This is a genomic window from Leptotrichia hongkongensis, assembly GCF_007990635.1.
Classification (GTDB): Bacteria; Fusobacteriota; Fusobacteriia; order Fusobacteriales; family Leptotrichiaceae; genus Leptotrichia; species Leptotrichia hongkongensis.
The window spans coordinates 556,884-572,960 of sequence record NZ_AP019846.1 but is presented as its reverse complement, the minus strand read 5'-3'; the positions used below and the strand labels follow the sequence as shown (position 1 = coordinate 572,960).

General features: G+C 30.5%; 15 protein-coding genes. 4 read left to right on the top strand and 11 right to left on the bottom strand.

Going from position 1 to position 16,077, the window contains the following annotated elements; all coding sequences use genetic code 11:
* Positions 1–107: 107 nt before the first annotated feature.
* The 9 genes from FVE75_RS02740 to FVE75_RS02700 form a co-directional block, all read right to left on the bottom strand.
* A complete protein-coding gene (locus FVE75_RS02740; protein ID WP_147005111.1) occupies positions 108–1,376 on the bottom strand; it encodes a tetratricopeptide repeat protein in 1,269 nt (422 codons plus the stop codon).
* A 311-nt stretch (positions 1,377–1,687) separates the two neighbouring features.
* The gene (locus FVE75_RS02735; RefSeq protein WP_147005110.1) at positions 1,688–2,047 is read right to left on the bottom strand and encodes a YbaN family protein; all 360 of its coding nucleotides are present in this window, start codon (positions 2,045–2,047) and stop codon (positions 1,688–1,690) included.
* Between the two features lie 30 nt (positions 2,048–2,077).
* Positions 2,078–2,593 (bottom strand): flavodoxin family protein, encoded by a 516-nt coding sequence (locus FVE75_RS02730; protein WP_147005107.1) that lies wholly within the window; start codon positions 2,591–2,593, stop codon positions 2,078–2,080.
* Positions 2,538–3,902, bottom strand: coding sequence for a coproporphyrinogen-III oxidase family protein (locus tag FVE75_RS02725; RefSeq protein WP_147005105.1), 1,365 nt, complete (start codon positions 3,900–3,902; stop codon positions 2,538–2,540). The genes FVE75_RS02730 and FVE75_RS02725 overlap by 56 nt, the downstream gene beginning before the upstream one ends.
* A gap of 6 nt (positions 3,903–3,908) precedes the next feature.
* Positions 3,909–4,688, bottom strand: coding sequence for a DUF2470 domain-containing protein (locus FVE75_RS02720; RefSeq protein ID WP_147005104.1), 780 nt, complete (start codon positions 4,686–4,688; stop codon positions 3,909–3,911).
* A gap of 45 nt (positions 4,689–4,733) precedes the next feature.
* A complete protein-coding gene (locus tag FVE75_RS02715) occupies positions 4,734–5,597 on the bottom strand; it encodes an ABC transporter substrate-binding protein (RefSeq protein WP_147005102.1) in 864 nt (287 codons plus the stop codon).
* An 18-nt stretch (positions 5,598–5,615) separates the two neighbouring features.
* A complete protein-coding gene (locus FVE75_RS02710) occupies positions 5,616–6,416 on the bottom strand; it encodes an ABC transporter ATP-binding protein (protein WP_147005100.1) in 801 nt (266 codons plus the stop codon).
* A gap of 1 nt (position 6,417) precedes the next feature.
* Positions 6,418–7,398, bottom strand: a complete 981-nt coding sequence (locus FVE75_RS02705) for a FecCD family ABC transporter permease (RefSeq protein ID WP_147006433.1) — start codon at positions 7,396–7,398, stop codon at positions 6,418–6,420.
* Positions 7,399–7,912: 514 nt separating this feature from the next.
* On the bottom strand, positions 7,913–9,904 hold the full coding sequence (locus FVE75_RS02700) for a TonB-dependent receptor (RefSeq protein ID WP_147005098.1): 1,992 nt from the start codon (positions 9,902–9,904) through the stop codon (positions 7,913–7,915).
* A 183-nt stretch (positions 9,905–10,087) separates the two neighbouring features.
* On the opposite strand from FVE75_RS02700, the gene FVE75_RS02695 reads away from it, so the two are divergent.
* The 4 genes from FVE75_RS02695 to FVE75_RS02680 all read left to right on the top strand — a co-directional run bounded on the left by FVE75_RS02695 (position 10,088) and on the right by FVE75_RS02680 (position 14,196).
* Positions 10,088–10,591 carry a flavin reductase gene (locus FVE75_RS02695; RefSeq protein ID WP_039901276.1) on the top strand — a complete coding sequence of 168 codons (504 nt, stop codon included), beginning with the start codon at positions 10,088–10,090 and terminating at the stop codon, positions 10,589–10,591.
* A 338-nt stretch (positions 10,592–10,929) separates the two neighbouring features.
* Positions 10,930–12,276, top strand: a complete 1,347-nt coding sequence (gene mgtE, locus FVE75_RS02690) for a magnesium transporter (protein ID WP_147005097.1) — start codon at positions 10,930–10,932, stop codon at positions 12,274–12,276.
* Positions 12,277–12,321: 45 nt separating this feature from the next.
* Positions 12,322–13,668: a magnesium transporter gene (gene mgtE, locus FVE75_RS02685; RefSeq protein WP_147005095.1), complete on the top strand. Its 1,347-nt coding sequence runs from the start codon at positions 12,322–12,324 to the stop codon at positions 13,666–13,668.
* 75 nt (positions 13,669–13,743) lie between these two features.
* On the top strand, positions 13,744–14,196 hold the full coding sequence (locus FVE75_RS02680; RefSeq protein ID WP_147005093.1) for a DUF5105 domain-containing protein: 453 nt from the start codon (positions 13,744–13,746) through the stop codon (positions 14,194–14,196).
* A gap of 173 nt (positions 14,197–14,369) precedes the next feature.
* Here the strand turns inward: FVE75_RS02680 and FVE75_RS02675 are convergent, their stop codons facing one another.
* The gene (locus FVE75_RS02675; RefSeq protein ID WP_147005091.1) at positions 14,370–15,353 is read right to left on the bottom strand and encodes an FAD-dependent oxidoreductase; all 984 of its coding nucleotides are present in this window, start codon (positions 15,351–15,353) and stop codon (positions 14,370–14,372) included.
* A gap of 531 nt (positions 15,354–15,884) precedes the next feature.
* Complete coding sequence (locus FVE75_RS02670; RefSeq protein WP_178936259.1) at positions 15,885–16,022, bottom strand: hypothetical protein; 138 nt, start codon at positions 16,020–16,022, stop codon at positions 15,885–15,887.
* Positions 16,023–16,077 lie beyond the last annotated feature (55 nt).

Sequence of the window (16,077 nt, the reverse complement as noted above, 5' to 3'; positions counted from 1 at the left end):
TTATGGTAGACTCTGTTTAAAAAGTGAAAATTATATTTTAATTATTTGAAAATATTAGATTTTCTTTTTTTCTCATTTTCAAACAGTATTTTTATGGTATTTGCATTCTACTCTTCGTAATTTATTTCTAGAACTTCCCTAATTTCATTTCCAAAATAAATCATTTTTGCCTTATTCATTATTGCCTTTGTCAGTTCAAAAATATTATTCTGTGTCAAAATCTTCTCTGCCATCTCAAAACTTTCCAGACTGTTCAAATGAGAATCAAGTGCCACTTCAATCATTGCTAGTCCATATCCTAAATCTGCAGAGCTTTTTAGATATTTAAAATAGTTATCCTGTAAATTTGTTTCTGTTTCAGAAAATTTTGGATTTTGTAATTTTGAAAGTTTATAGAAAGATTTATAATTCTCATTTTTTGCAGATATTTCGTACCAGTTTATCGCATCGTAAAGATTGTTTTGATGTTCACTGTACTTTCCAAGCTGATAAGATACTTCTGAACGTATTTCTCTTAAAAAATTATTTTTAAAAATTTCTTTTAACTTTTTATATTTATCAGATTCTGCGAATTTTCCATAAAATTTAGCTATTTCTACATTTCCATATTCGTTGTATTCAACGGATTTTTTATAAAATTTCTCCGCTTTCTCAACTTCACCCAATTTTTCAAGATTTTTAGCATTTTCCACAAACTTTATGTATTCCCTGCTCTTTTCATCTCCGAGCATACATTCGACATTATATAAAATTTCTTTTGTTAAATACAAAATCTGGCTTTCATTCAGCAGTTTATTCTGAATTTCCTTTATTTTTTCAGCATCATTTCTCCAAAAATAATATTTGGCAAATTCATACAGATTTTTAGCACTCTCGCCGTATTGCAACAAATAATAAAAATATCCATCTATTGCCCAGAAATTTTGTTCTCTTATCGCAAAATAAAACAGCTTCATAACAGACTTCTCAGAAAAATTAAAACTGGTAACATACCAGTTTCTAGCCAAGTTTATATTTCCGCTCTTTTCCTCTAACAGACCTAAACAATATCCAGCCTTTATAATCCCATTTTCAAATGCAATATACAAATTGCTCTCTGCCTTGCTCAAATCCCTCTCACAAAAATAATAATACTTCCCAAGCTCATAGTACCCCATCCGATGAAGCCCCTTCATCTCTTCCAAAACACTTCTCGCCCTTTTAAATTCTCCCTTTTTTATAAAATCATTAACTTTTTTAACATTCTGATTGTACTCAAATACATTCTCCTCTTCATTTACCACACTTTTTGTCTTTTTTTCCAATTCCTCCAAAGTCCGAACATTTATAAAAATATTTCCAAGTCTTTGATTTATACCTTTTAAATAATTTTTCATCTCTTTATTTTCCCCAATTTTTGTTTACTAATTTTTTTTGTTATTATATCATATTTTAAAAAAAATTTATTCTTAAGTATTATTTTTATTTGAAATATATCAAGTAATCATTACTAATAAATATTTTTTATAATTTTTAAATTTTTTCTTTATTTAGTTTTCTCAGGAATGCTTATTGCCACAAATCCTGCGCCTACGACTAGACTACAACTTTTATTTGAATTTATAATGACTTTATGAAATGAAAAATATAATAAAAATAGCATCAAACAAGTTAAGGATGCAAAGGAAAGACATTTGTTTCACTTGTCTTAAAATTTTGTTTTTATTTTAAAAATAAAATAGTAATATTTAAAAACTTCCAGCAAAACAAATGCGCTTCTTACATAAGGATTACTAAATTTAATTATTGGAAATAGCATCATTCCGCTTGAAAAAAGTAATATTCCTATTTTGGCTTTTAAACTCATACTTTTATTTTTTTCAAAGTCTTCCAGATAGTTTTTATACAGCTTTGTTGATTTGAACCATCTGTCAAATCGCCTTGAGCCTTTTGCAAAGCAGAAGCTAGCTAATAATAAAAATGGTGTCGTCGGCAACCCTGGCAGAAAAGCTCCTACAAATCCCAACGCTACTGCCAGTAATCCTGCAATTACATAAATTATTTTCACAATTTCCCCCCCTTATTTTTATTCTTAATTTTACAATCCTCCAAATATTCTCTTAGCATTTTCAATATCCTTTTCGTCTGGATGTTTTGCCGCTTCTGCCCATCTGGCTTCTCTTTCTGGAGTTGCTGCAAAAGGCCCCGCTATACCTTGTTTTGTCATTTTACGAAATTTATTTATTAGATCAGGATCAATTGCACCTTGACATACAAATGTTTTTTCTACAATGTTTCCATTTTTTTCCAATGATTTTTTTATTTCCTGAAAGCAGTTTTTTGCTCTGTCTGTTTCTGGATTTCCACCCATTGTTACAAAAAGTCCAAGTTTTTTATTTTTTAGCTTAGTCACAAATTCTTTGGCTTTTTCATCAATTTCTCCTTTATCAATCCAGCCTCCAATAATAATTTTGTCAAATTTATTGACATTTACTTTATTTATTTCATTCACATCCACTATTTTTTTATTTGTATCCTTTAAGGCTGAAAAAATGGCATCAGCTATTTTTTTTGTGTTTCCTGTTGATGTGGAAAAGACTACTAGACTTGACATCTTTTGCACCTCCTAAACATTTTTTTAATATTGTCGCACTTATGTTGTTTCCCCAGAAAATTCCTTCTGGAGTGAGTTCTGTGTGAGTGTCATAAATTTTCAAGTATCCTTTTTTTTCAAAATTTTCAAAAATCTTATAAATCTCATCAAACATTTCATCTGAAACATATTCTTTTAATTTGTCAAAATAAACTTCTGGATATTGTAAAATTCCGCTTATCCTTTTCATTTTCTTCTCATTTTCATCTGAAGAAATTGCATAAAATGCCTTGTCCTGACTCAATCTAAAAATTTCAAAATTATCAATTTTACCGCCTGCACCCACTCCAATCGGCAGAATATCCTTTCCCTGATGTGTGTTTCTTATATACCTATACTCATCTCTTCCTTTTCTAACAATCTTTGTATGCTCCATCACTTCATAATCTCCACTTTCAAGCATACTTTTAAGAAAAGCGTCATGCAGTTCAAAGTCTTTTTCCAGTTCATAATTCAGCTCCAGCGTGTTATTTCGTATATCCTTAGACATTTGAGAGCCTTCATAAATCATAAGTGAATAAAAACTTGTGCTGTCAATTTTAAGCTCCTTAACAATTCTCGCATCTTCCAGCACCTCCTCAACCGTTTCATCGGGATAATTGTAAATTATATCAGTACAAACCATTCCACTAAAACTTTCTTTAAGATTTTTCAACCTTTTTACAGTTTCTTCCTTTAAAAAAGTCCTGTTCAGAATCTTCCTTCCTCTGTCAGAAAAAGTCTGAATTCCAACACTTAGCCGATTTACTCCACCTTTTTCCAGAATTTTTATTTTCTTTGGATTCAAGTTGTGCAATGTTGTTTCAAGTGTAAATTCACAGTCGTCTGTTAACGTAAAGTTATCATTTATAGCCTTTAAAATTCGTTCCAGCTGATGCTCCTTATAAATAGTTGGCGTTCCACCGCCAAAGAAAATTACATTTATTTTTTTACTTTTCATATAAGGCGTCTTTCCGTATTTTTCAAACTCTGAGACAAGAAAACTTGTGTAATCTTCCAAATCATTGTCAATCTGCTTTCGATTCAAGTTGCAAAATGAACAGATTTTATCGCAGTATGGAGTATGGACGTAAATTGTTCCAAGTTCATTTTCCGCAGGTTTCTCCATTCTTTCCAGCAACTCTTCTTCTGTTCCAAATTTCTTATTTTTCCGAAAATAATCTGACACAATCCCTGCCGAATCATTATGTGACTTAAATCTCTTTGCAAAAATTCCCTGCTCCTCTAGATTTGGCTCTGAAATTTTACCTTTTCGCATTTCCTTTGGCATTTCTTTTCAGCTGTTTTCCAACGTTCCCAGCGTAACTCCCACGATTCTTCTGTCCTTTGTGATGTCAAAAGCCTGTCTAGGCCCTTTCACATATCTTCCACTTGCCAATTTTGCCCTTACCAAATGAAAAACTGGCACATTTCTAGTCATTTGTATTGAAAAGTCATTTTTTTGAAATTCATCTAAAATTTCGTTATAGTAATCATTTTTTTCTAAAAATTGAATTTCTGTATTGTATGTAACTCTTTGTCGCATTGACGCCACCATTGCCTGCCCTTCATCCTGAATAAACAGCAAACTTGCTTTCCTATTTTTCTTAAAATTTTCAAAATAGACTTCTGTTTCATTAATATACATATAACTGTCCCCATGATATTTAAAAAATGGTGCATAACTTGCATTCGGCTCCCCTTCTTCCGACACAGTTCCAATTATAACCGATTTGAAATTTCCAATAAAATCACTTATTTCCATTTTCATTTTTTCTTCTTCCTGATGCCCTTTATCCTTATAATGCTCAGGTGCAGGAACATTCAAGGCTCTTCTTGCAATCTTTGCCATCTTTATCATTTCCAGATGGATTCCTTTAAAATCAATTTTTTTCGTAAATTTAATCCGAACTCTCTCATTGCCGTTCACAAGCAAAGTCATCCCCTCTTCATTCACATCAATCAGTTTTGCTTCCTTCACATCTTCTCTCTTGCAAAAATGCCTTACATACAAAGGCAAAACATCCCCATGATCGTTATTCATATGATCCAAAATTCTTTCTATGCTTATATCCATTTCTTTACTCCTTCTATTTTAATTTAATAAATTTTCCTCAGAATATTACTTTGTAACTGCTTTTGTAATTTCTTCAATCTGATCAATAGTTCTTGGTGAACCTCTTAAAATCTGTGATGAATTTACAACAATAAATTTGTTATTTTTTATTGCATTTACGTTTTTTAACTGTGGATTTGTAGCCACAATTTGAGCTGGGTTTGGTAATAACGTAATTATAATGTCTGGATTTTCCTTCATTATAAATTCAGGTGTTACAATTGGATTTCTCCCCTTCTGATTTTCTGCGATATTCTTAATATTCAACAATTTCATTATATCATTTGGTAAATTATCGTTTCCAAACACCATAAGCGGTGAAGCTGACATAACAAACAGCCCTTTTTTATTGATTGCTGCCATCTTTTTAATTTCTTCCAGCTTTGCTCTTTTTTCAGCAATTATTTTATTTGCTTCATTTTCTTTCCCCAGCATTTTTGCTACTTCCATAAAATTGGTAAATATTTCTTCTATCGAATTTGCCTGAATTCTTTTTGCTTCAATGTTATTTGATTTAAGCCCATTATTAAGGTTGTCATCTGTAAGAGCTGACATTATAACCAAATCAGGCTTTAGGGCAATTATTTTTTCAAGCGATGGCTTCATAAAAGTTCCCACACTCTCAAGTTTTGCAACCTTTTCTTCAGGCCACACCTTTGAACGCTCCAAATTAGCAACTCCCACGATTTTATCTTCTGCTCCAAGCATATAAATCATTTCAACAGTCGCAGGATCCAGCACAACAATCCTATTATATTCTTTATTTTCCTCCTTTTTACCATTTCCAGCATTTTTCTTTGCACAAGAAATTATAAACATTGAAATAATTAGCAATGCCAAATAAAAAGAATTTCTTATTATTTTTTTCATTTTTCCAATCCTTTCCTATTAAATTTTTTTAGGTATTACATACAAAAATCCGCTATTTTCCACAATTTCACATTCAAATCCATAAATTTCAGAAAAAATCTCCTTTTTGTAAAGCTCCTTTGGACTCCCTGAATATGCAATTTTTCCATCCTTTAAAAACATCACATTATCACAATACATCGAAGCTAGATTCAGATCGTGTAAAACCATCACAGCCGTAATCTTTTTCTCCTTCACAAAATCCGATGTAAGCTTCATAATTTCAAGAGCATAATTCATATCCAATGCAGAAGTCGGCTCATCCAGTAAAATAATCCTCGTTTCCTGCACCAATGCCCTTGCCAGCAGAACACGCTGAAATTCTCCACCTGAAAGTGAAAAAATCGATCTGTCCCTAAATTTTTCAAGTCGCAACTTTTCCAAAATCTCATTTACCTTCCGCTCATCTTCCTTATCAAACCCAGTCCACTTATTCTTAATATGTGGTGTACGTCCCATATAAACCATTTCGATTACATTTATCGGCATATTCAAAGCCGACTTTTGAGGAACAAAACTTATTATTTTTGCCATTTCCTTAGGACTATACAAACTGATATTTTTGTCAGAAATTTCAATATTCCCAGTTTCTATAGGAAAATATTTCATAATCATTTTCAAAAGCGTCGATTTTCCACTCCCATTTGCACCAAGAAGCCCAACAAATTCGCCTTTCTTTATATTTATATTTAAGCCATCTATTATCTTTTTTTGGGAATTATCATAGCTAAAACTTACATTTTCTATCGAAATTTCTGAATTATTATTTCCACTACTCATTCTATCCACCTTTTTTCCTTCTTATCGCCAAATATAGAAAAAATGGTGCTCCAAAAAATGAAGTTACCACTCCTATCGGAATTTCCGTCGGCGCCAAAATTGTGCGTCCAATCGTATCACAAATCAGCAAAAACAGCCCTCCACCCAATGTTGCTAAAGGCAGTAACCTAGTATTACTTCCACTTTTTAGCACGAGCCTTACCGTATGCGGTGCAATAAGCCCAACAAATCCTATCATTCCAGTAAATGCCACAGAAAAACCAACAATCAGTGCCGAAACAATCAATAAATTCCTTTTCAGCCTATCCACATCTACTCCAAGCGAATGTGCCTCTTCATCCCCACTCATCAACAAATCCATTTCATATCTTTTCAAATAAAAATAAACAATAGAAACTACAAGCGGTATCATAAGAACTCCGATTTTCAGCCAAGAGGCACTTCCCATATATCCCATCATCCACGTTACTATTCTAAAGGAATCCTGCCCAATCAAATACATACTGAACGACGTAAATGCCCCTAAAAAAGACGAAATCGCAATTCCAACAATCAGAAGCACCGCCACATCTGTCCTAGTCCTGCTTCTCGAAATCCTAAAAATTATCAATGCCACGATAACCGATACAATAAATCCACAAATTCCATACATGACATCAGGAAAATTAAAGATATACGCAATAACCGCTCCAAGCGTAGCACTAGCCGAAATACCAATTATATAAGGATCTGCCAACGGATTCTGAAAAACCGACTGCACAACTGCCCCTGAACTAGCCAGCAACATTCCTATCAGCACTGCCATAATAATTCTCGGCAACCTCACATCAATTATTATTGATTTCATCGATTCATCTCTCATTTTCCCGCCTAAAAAACTTCTAAATATATCTTTTATCGAAATATTCACAGTTCCTATTTTCAAAGACAAAAATGCCACTATAATTATAAAAATTGTTATTCCAGAATACATTTTCCACATATTACTATCACGCTTTTTATATTTTACTTTTCTACTTTCAATTTCCATCTTTTATTCCTTATCTACATTTATTAATATTTTTTCTTAATTTACATTAATCTTTTTTTATTTAAGACTATTAATTCCATTTTTTTACAATCTTGCTTAAGGATTTTTTATTAAAATAACTGTTGTAATTAAACTAAAATCGTCGTGATTTTTTTAAAATGAAAACGACTAAACACATTTATGTGTTTCTTTCGCCAGAACCTTCATAGTAAATATATTTTATAGAGTTGTTCTAATCTTTATTTACGAAAGTGAGCATCAGCGAGTTTAGTTTTCATAGTAATTCAGGTTTATCCAAATAATAAATGTTTAGACTACTTTCCCAAATAAAATTTGGGAATATTTCAAAAAATACTTATTAACAACTGTACCTTATAAAAATTAATAATTTTGTTTGTTTATAAAATACAGCCAAACAACTTTATAACAATTGTTTGACTGCCACTTTCCATATTTAAAATTATTTTTAGAAGTTATAACTTACACCAACATAGTATGTTCTTTCAGCTTCTGGGATATATGAATCTCCGTTTTTATATCTGTAATATTTTTTACCAAATACGTTTTTAACTCCTGCTTGCACCCCTAAACCTGTTTTATGAGCATAACTTACTCCTAAATCTGTTGTAGAATAACCTTTTATTTTTTCATAGTTTCCATCTACAGAATTTGAGAAGTAATTGAGGTCAGCTGTTAGGTTTAGTCCTGTCAATACTTCATAATTAGCTCCTAAAGTTGCTTTTGTTTTTGATACATAAGGTATTTTTTTGTTTTTATCTGCACCTTTGCTAATTTTTGCATCCACATAAGAAACTGATTCATTTACTCTAAATGTTCCAAAATATTGCTCTGCAAATAGTTCTACACCTTTTCTTTCTGTTTTCTGCAAGTTTTTATATGTCCAGTTTAATCCATGTCCGCTTGGCATATCAATTAAAATTTCATCATTTTTATTAGTATAGAATCCTGTCAAGCTTACAAATGAAGGTCCAATCATGTCTTTTATACCAATTTCATAAGTATCATATTTTTCAGATTTCAGATTGTTTAGTACATATCCTCTTGTAATTGATTTATCAACCATTTCTGTTGGACTTGGAGATCTGTATCCTCTTTCATATTTTGCATAAACATTCCCTGTGTCGGAATATTTAAAGTTTAATCCCGTTTCATAAGCATTATTGCTCTTTTTAGTATTTTTATTTATAACATTTGTTCCATCTGTTCTGTGAATATCATAATCAGCATGTTCATATCTATAACCTAAAGTTCCCTCAAACTTGTCTGTAAGAGAGTGTCTTCCTTGAATAAATGCTGAATGAGTATTTTTTTGCAAATCAATGTCTACAGTAGATGTTGGGAATAATCTTCTGTTTCTCATATACATTGCGCCATAAGAACTTCTGTTTGAACTATTTTTTATATATTCATATCCAAAGATTACATTTCCTGAACCATAATTATATTTACCTTTTAAGTCAACTCCAGTTTTTCTATCTTTAAACTGTCCATCAGTCTTATGAGTCATTCTTCCAGCTGGAGCTTCCTGATCATAATCTCTAATTGTTTTCTGATTATATCCTAACAATGAGAAAGTTAGGTTATCGGTTGGCTTGATTTCATAATTCAAGCTGTATTCTGTTCTATCCAAATCAGATTCTGTCAAAGTTGTTCCTGCCTGTTTTCTATCATTATTTAACTGAGTTTTAGTTATACCGTCAGATTCTTTTGATTCTTCCTTGTATCTTGTGGCTTTAAATCTTAATGTCTGATTATCAGCGATGTTATATGTAAATCCACCTCTTAAATTCTCACCATCTCTTTTGTCCCCACGTCTATACCCATTTCCATTAACATTTTCGTATGCTAAATCTAACAAGAAATTATCTGCAAATTTTATGCTTGTTCCAAACCCTAATTTATTTGTATCAAATGAGCTGTTTTGGTAGTAAACCTTATTTTTTACAGGCTCTTCCTGAGTTTTCTTTGTAATTACGTTAATTACTCCACCAGCAGTCCCTCCACCATAAAGTACAGTCCCTCCACCGTTAATAATTTCTATTTTTTCAATATCTTCAACTGAAATTGAATTTAGAGGTAAAATTGCATGCGACATATCAAGTATGTTTAAAGGTGAACCATCTACGAGAACTTTTACATTTTTAGCTGCCCCCTGAACTCCTTGCCCTCTTACATCCACAATATATCCAAATCCATTATTCACAAAATTTACACCTGGTGTACGTTTCAATATCTCTTCTATAGTGTTATATCCTTTATTGTGTATATCCTGAGCTGTTACAATTGTAGTATTCTTAATTTGATTGCTCTGAACATCATCAAATCCCGTGGCTGTTACTACTGATTCTTCCAATTTTACATTAAATGTGTCATTATCATCTCCAAATGCCATCATTCCAACTACAATAAAACTTAAAATTGCTAATTTTTTTAACATGTTTTCCTCCTCATTCTAAAATATTAAATTCTTTAATTTCAGTTAATTTTTTCTCCAAAAATACTTTGATTATAAAAATATTTTACTATAAAATATTATTTGTGTCAATATTTACTTTTTAAAAAAATATGTTATAATAAAAATACCTTAAAAATCTATAAAAAAATTACGGAGGTGTTAGAAATGGGATTTCACGAAATAAAAATTCAGGATTTTGATTTAAATCCTTTTACAAGTACAGGTAAAGACTGGAGTCTTGTCACGGCGGGAGATGAGAACGGGATAAATACAATGACTGTCACGTGGGGAATGATGGGATACCTTTGGCGTGGTCCTGTTATTTCAGTTTATATAAGACCTACAAGATATACTAAAAAATTTGTAGACGAGCAAAATTGTTTTTCTTTAAGTTTTTTTAATGGTTATAAAAAGGAACTTCATGTACTTGGATTAAAATCAGGAAGAGATGTAGACAAAATCGCAGAAGTTGGATTTAATCCAATATTCTTAGATGGTGTTCCTGCATTTGAAGAAGCAAAATTAGTTATCGTAGCTGAAAAATTATATATAGATGATATAAAACCTGAAAACTTCATAGATAAGAGCATACCTGAAAAACTATACACAAAGGAAGAGCCTCATATAGTTTATACAGGAAGGGTAAAAAAAATATACGTAAAAGACTGATTTTTATTATCTGCATAAATAATTACAATTAAAGGGAAACTCTTAAATTGAGTCCCTTTTTTTATTAAAAGAAATTTCTTAGAAATTTATTGACAATCATTGGTTTGTCTGATAAAATTTTATGGGCATAAAGTTCATTTTTTTAGAAATTTATGCTGATTTTATATTTTACGGAGGTGAATGTTTTGAACGAAGAAGTCCCGGAAGAGAAACTGAATAATCTAAAATTTACTAACCTATGCAAATAAACGGAATCTCTTCGTGTTGTTATTCTCCTTGTTTTAATTTGCATAAGAAGTAAAAAATTTAATAAATTGCAAAAAAGAAAGGAGATAACGATGGAAAACAACACTATTCAAACACTTATAAATGAAAAAAAATATTTTGAAATCAGAAAATATTTGAATGAATTAAATACTGTTGAAGTTTCAGAACTGTTAAATCAGTTTGAATCTTCTGAATTAATAATGATTTTTCGGCTACTTTCTAAAAATAGGGCAGCAGATGTGTTTTCATATTTGGATACAGAGCATCAAGAAATGATTATTAACACTATGACCGATGTTGAAACAAAAAATATATTTGATGAACTTTATTTTGATGATATTGTCGATATTATTGAAGAAATGCCGTCAAATGTAGTAAAAAAGATTTTGAAAAATACTGATGCGAAAGATAGACATTTGATAAACCAATTGTTAAAATATCCTGATAATTCAGCGGGAAGTATTATGACAACCGAATACATGGATTTAAAAAAGGATATGACTGTATCTCAAGCAATTTCAAAAATCAGAAATACTGTTGAAGATATGGAAAATGTTTATACTTGTTATGTAATTGATGAAGTTAGAAAACTGGAAGGAGTAATTTCCTTAAAGGAACTTATTACGAGCGAAGATGACGTTCCTATCCAAAGTATTATGAATAAAAATGTAATATCTGTACACGCAAACGACGATCAGGAAAAAGTCGCTGAAATAATAAAAAAATATAATCTTATTGTTCTTCCAGTTACAGATGATGAAAACAGGCTTCTTGGGATAATTACAATTGATGACATAATGGACGTTGTGGAACAGGAAGCAACAGAAGATTTTCATAAAATGGTCGGAATTTCACCAGTTGAGGAGTCTTACCTTAAGACAAGCGCCTTTACTATGGCAAGACAGAGAATCAGCTGGCTTATTGTGCTTATGATTTCTGCCACATTTACAGGAAGAATTATAAAAAGTTACGAGGATGTACTGCAGTCTGTAGTTATACTTTCCTCATTTATTCCAATGCTTATGGATACTGGAGGAAATGCAGGAGCACAATCTTCAACCATTGTAGTCCGTGCTTTAGCATTAGGAGAAGTCAATATAAAAGATACTTTTAAAATACTAAGAAAAGAGTTTCTTATTTCATTTATAGTCGCCATTGTTCTGGCAGCAATTAATTTTCTAAGGATTATATCTTTGACAAAAACCCCTTTGAATGTTGCCATAACAGTTTCGGTAACTCTTGTCTTTGTAGTTATAATTTCAAAAATAATAGGTGCTTTCTTGCCTATCATTGCCAAAACCTTTAAAATGGATCCAGCAATAATGGCAGGTCCATTAATAACTACAATACTTGATGCCTTAACTCTTACTATCTATTTTAGATTTGCAACTATATTTTTGAGCAACATCATAAAATAAATATTAAGTATCTATAAATAAAAAATAGGAAAGTAAGGAGGAAAAATGAAAGAAATAATTGAAGCTCTTTTAAAAGAAAAAAAATACTTCGAAATAAAAAAACAATTAAACGAATTAAATACAGTTGAAATTTCTGATATATTAAATCAGTTCAAATCGCCTGAACTTGTGATAATGATTTTTAGACTGTTGAAAAAAGATAAAGCAGCAGATGTATTTCCATATTTGGATTCAGAACGTCAAGAAATGATTATTCATGCATCGACTGATATTGAAACACGTGAAATCTTTGACGAACTGTACTTTGATGATATTGTTGACATTATTGAAGAAATGCCGTCTAATGTTGTAAAGAAAATATTGAAAAATACTGATAAAAAAGACAGACATTTGATAAATCAACTATTAAAGTATCCTGAAAATTCAGCAGGAAGCATTATGACAACTGAATATGTCGATTTTCAAAAAAATATGACTGTTTCAGAAGCAATTGAATTATTAAGAAAAACAGGAAAAGATAAAGAAAATATATATACATGCTATGTCACAAGTGAAAATGGAAAACTCGAGGGAGTACTTTCACTAAAAGAATTAATTGCAAAAAAAGACAATACAGTAATTGAAGATATTATGAACAAAAAATTTGTAAGTGTTCACACAGATGACGATCAGGAAGTTGTTGCAGATTTGTTCAAAAAATATGATTTTATCGTTATGCCCGTTGTAGATTATGAAGGCAGAATTTTAGGAATTATCACAGTAGATGATGTAATGGATGTTGTCGATCAGGAAGTTACTGAAGATTTTCATAAAATGGCGGGGATTACTTCTTCTACTGATGATTCTTACTTAAAGACAAACGTGTTTACAATGGCAAGACAAAGAATTGGATGGCTTGCAGTCCTTATGATTTCTGACACAATTTCAGGAAATATAATACAAGGGTATGAAAAAGTACTTGCAAAATCAATTATTTTGACAGCATTTATTCCAATGTTAATGTCAAGCGGAGGAAATGTTGGGTCACAATCTTCAACTGTTGTAATCCGTTCACTAGCACTAGGGGAAATTTCTCCAAAAGATGCATTCAAAGTACTTAGAAAAGAATTTTCAATAGGTATTATGGTTTCAATAGTCCTATCAGTTTTAAATTTTGTAAGACTGATTACTTTGGAAAAAATAAATCCTACAATCGCCTTTATTGTTTCAATAACTCTTGTATTTACAATAATAATCTCAAAAATAGTAGGAGCATTGCTTCCACTTGGAGCAAAAATTTTAAAAGCAGATCCAGCTGTTATGGCAACTCCTTTAATAACTACTATTTCAGATGCTGTAACACTTATTATCTATTTTAAATTTGCAACAATGCTTCTGAAAAACCTTCAATAATATAAATCTAATGAAATACTGTCTATAAAATTATATAAACATAGTACAATGTAGAAAAAATTGAAGGAGAAATTTGTGAAGGCAAAAATTTTAATTTTACTAGGCATGCTTTTATTTGTAGTAAGTTGTAGCAGGACTTATCCTATACAAAAAGATTTTGATAAAAAAATGAAAGAAATTCAAACTGGAAATATACATACTTTTGATTCTATCGGACTTTGGGGTACTTTTACAAAGGATATTAGTAAAGATTCTACTTTTTCTAAAGGTATGAAAAAAATAACTTATAGAATAAATAATATTAAAGTAAAAGAAAATATTGCAATTATAAACGTTTTTATTAAGGCTCCCGATTTTAGTTCTGAAATGCATGAATCACAAGAATTTGTTGCTAAAAAAATATCAGAACATAACTCATTAAGCCCTGAAGAAAATCAAAAAATAACAATCGAAGCTCTTAGACGATTTAAAAATATAATTTTAAAAAGCTTGAATATAATCATTTTAACTATATTGAAAGAACTATAACTGTTAAATATGTAAATGATAGAAAGAATTGGAAAATGGATAATGATAAAAATAAAGATTTTTTTAATATTATTACTTTAAATATGTTTATTAATTAACTATATTAGTAACTTTATACTTACTTCTTTTTAAATAAAAATAGGGCAGTTCCTTGACTCCCTATTTTTTTATAATTAATATTTTGTAATCAAATACTCAAATGCTCCTAATGCAGCTTTTGCACCTTCTCCCATTGCAATAATAATTTGTTTTTGTCTGATGTTTGTAACATCTCCCGCAGCAAAGATTCCAGCCACAGAAGTTGAATTATTTTCAGGATTAATTACAATTTCTCCAATTTTATTTGTTTCAACCAAGTCTTTTACAACTTCGCTTCTTGGTGACAACCCAATTTCCACAAACATACCTTCTACATTCAATGTTTTTTCTTCATCAGTTTCTCTGCTTTTATAAACAATGCTTTCAACAAATTCATTTCCATTTACTTTAACTGTTGCAGAATTTAAAATAGTTTTTACATTTGGCTGCTCAGCTAATTTTTCCTGTAGAACTTTATCTGCCTTTAATTCTGGCATAAATTCAATTAGTGTAACTGATTTTGCAATTCCAGATAAGTCAAGCGCTGCTTCCACACCTGAATTTCCCCCACCAATTACAGCCACATCTAGCCCTTTATAAAAAGGTCCGTCACAAGTTGAGCAGTAATGCACTCCCTTACCAACATATTCGGCTTCTCCAGGAATATTTAGACTTCTAGGTTTTGCTCCAGTTGCTACAATAACTGTTTTTGTTTTATAACTTTTCCCATCATCAGTTACCAAAATCTTATCTTTTCCATCTTCTTTTATCTCTTTTACTAAATGTCCTTCTTTAAATGCAATTTCATGCTCTTTTAAATGTTTTTCCAATGTTTCAGCAAATTTAGCTCCAGTTGTAGAAACAGTCCCAATAATATTCTCAATTTCATTTGTATCAAGAACCTGTCCCCCAATCTTCACTCCAATCATTGCCACATCAAGTCCTTTTCTAGCCGCATAAATTGCTGCAGAGACAGCCGCAGGACCAGAACCAACTACAGTTACATCATAAAGTTTATTTTCATCAATTTTTACTAATTTCCCTTCATCTAAAGCACCAAGATTCAAGCTAAAATCCATTTTCTATACCTCCAAATTTAATTTTTATTTATTTTATAATAATTTATTTAATTTTGTAATCATTACAATTTATTTTAATATAATTTTCCAAAATTGTCAACAATAAAATTTTAACTTTAATAAATGTTATATTTAATTTATCAACAATTTCCAATATTTTCTTACCTATTAAAAAATTAAAAATTAAACCCACTAGTTATAAATAACCAGTGGGCAAAGGTAGGAGAAAATCAATTCAAGCTGACTATCTTTGATGGCTAAAAATTAAGAAAAGAATGATTATAGCAAAAAACAGTCCAGTATTGATTATCTTGACCACCCCAATTCTATATGCTTTGTTGTCGTTTAAGTTTGCGGAGCTTAATCGACAGAGTATTGTATCATAAAAAATACCCCCATTCAATTAAGAATGAGGGATTTTCCGCATTTTTTCTATGACTATAAGCATATAGATTGTTTTTTATTCAAAAACATTATATCATTTTTCAAAAAAAAATCAATACTAAAATTTTATATTTTTTTATACATGAATCATTTAGTCAATTTCTCAAATGTTTTTTTATACTTCTTCAAAACTTTAGAAGAAATTATTTCCAATTCCTTATCTTCTGCAATTTTTACTGATTTATTCTCAACTTTCTTTGTTAAATTTCTTAATTTTGTTTCCATATTACTCACCTCTTACAGAAGATAATATCATAGATATGTAATAAAATTCAACCTA

Excerpts from the sequence above, each read along its gene's own strand:
- FVE75_RS02740 (WP_147005111.1), bottom strand. The coding sequence starts at position 1,376 with ATGAAAAATTATTTAAAAGGTATAAATCAAAGACTTGGAAATATTTTT.
- FVE75_RS02730 (WP_147005107.1), bottom strand. The coding sequence starts at position 2,593 with ATGTCAAGTCTAGTAGTCTTTTCCACATCAACAGGAAACACAAAAAAA.
- FVE75_RS02725 (WP_147005105.1), bottom strand. The coding sequence starts at position 3,902 with ATGCCAAAGGAAATGCGAAAAGGTAAAATTTCAGAGCCAAATCTAGAG.
- FVE75_RS02720 (WP_147005104.1), bottom strand. The coding sequence starts at position 4,688 with ATGGATATAAGCATAGAAAGAATTTTGGATCATATGAATAACGATCAT.
- FVE75_RS02715 (WP_147005102.1), bottom strand. The coding sequence starts at position 5,597 with ATGAAAAAAATAATAAGAAATTCTTTTTATTTGGCATTGCTAATTATT.
- FVE75_RS02710 (WP_147005100.1), bottom strand. The coding sequence starts at position 6,416 with ATGAGTAGTGGAAATAATAATTCAGAAATTTCGATAGAAAATGTAAGT.
- FVE75_RS02705 (WP_147006433.1), bottom strand. The coding sequence starts at position 7,398 with ATGTGGAAAATGTATTCTGGAATAACAATTTTTATAATTATAGTGGCA.
- FVE75_RS02700 (WP_147005098.1), bottom strand. The coding sequence starts at position 9,904 with ATGTTAAAAAAATTAGCAATTTTAAGTTTTATTGTAGTTGGAATGATG.
- FVE75_RS02695 (WP_039901276.1), top strand. The coding sequence starts at position 10,088 with ATGGGATTTCACGAAATAAAAATTCAGGATTTTGATTTAAATCCTTTT.
- mgtE (WP_147005097.1), top strand. The coding sequence starts at position 10,930 with ATGGAAAACAACACTATTCAAACACTTATAAATGAAAAAAAATATTTT.
- mgtE (WP_147005095.1), top strand. The coding sequence starts at position 12,322 with ATGAAAGAAATAATTGAAGCTCTTTTAAAAGAAAAAAAATACTTCGAA.
- FVE75_RS02675 (WP_147005091.1), bottom strand. The coding sequence starts at position 15,353 with ATGGATTTTAGCTTGAATCTTGGTGCTTTAGATGAAGGGAAATTAGTA.
- FVE75_RS02670 (WP_178936259.1), bottom strand. The coding sequence starts at position 16,022 with ATGGAAACAAAATTAAGAAATTTAACAAAGAAAGTTGAGAATAAATCA.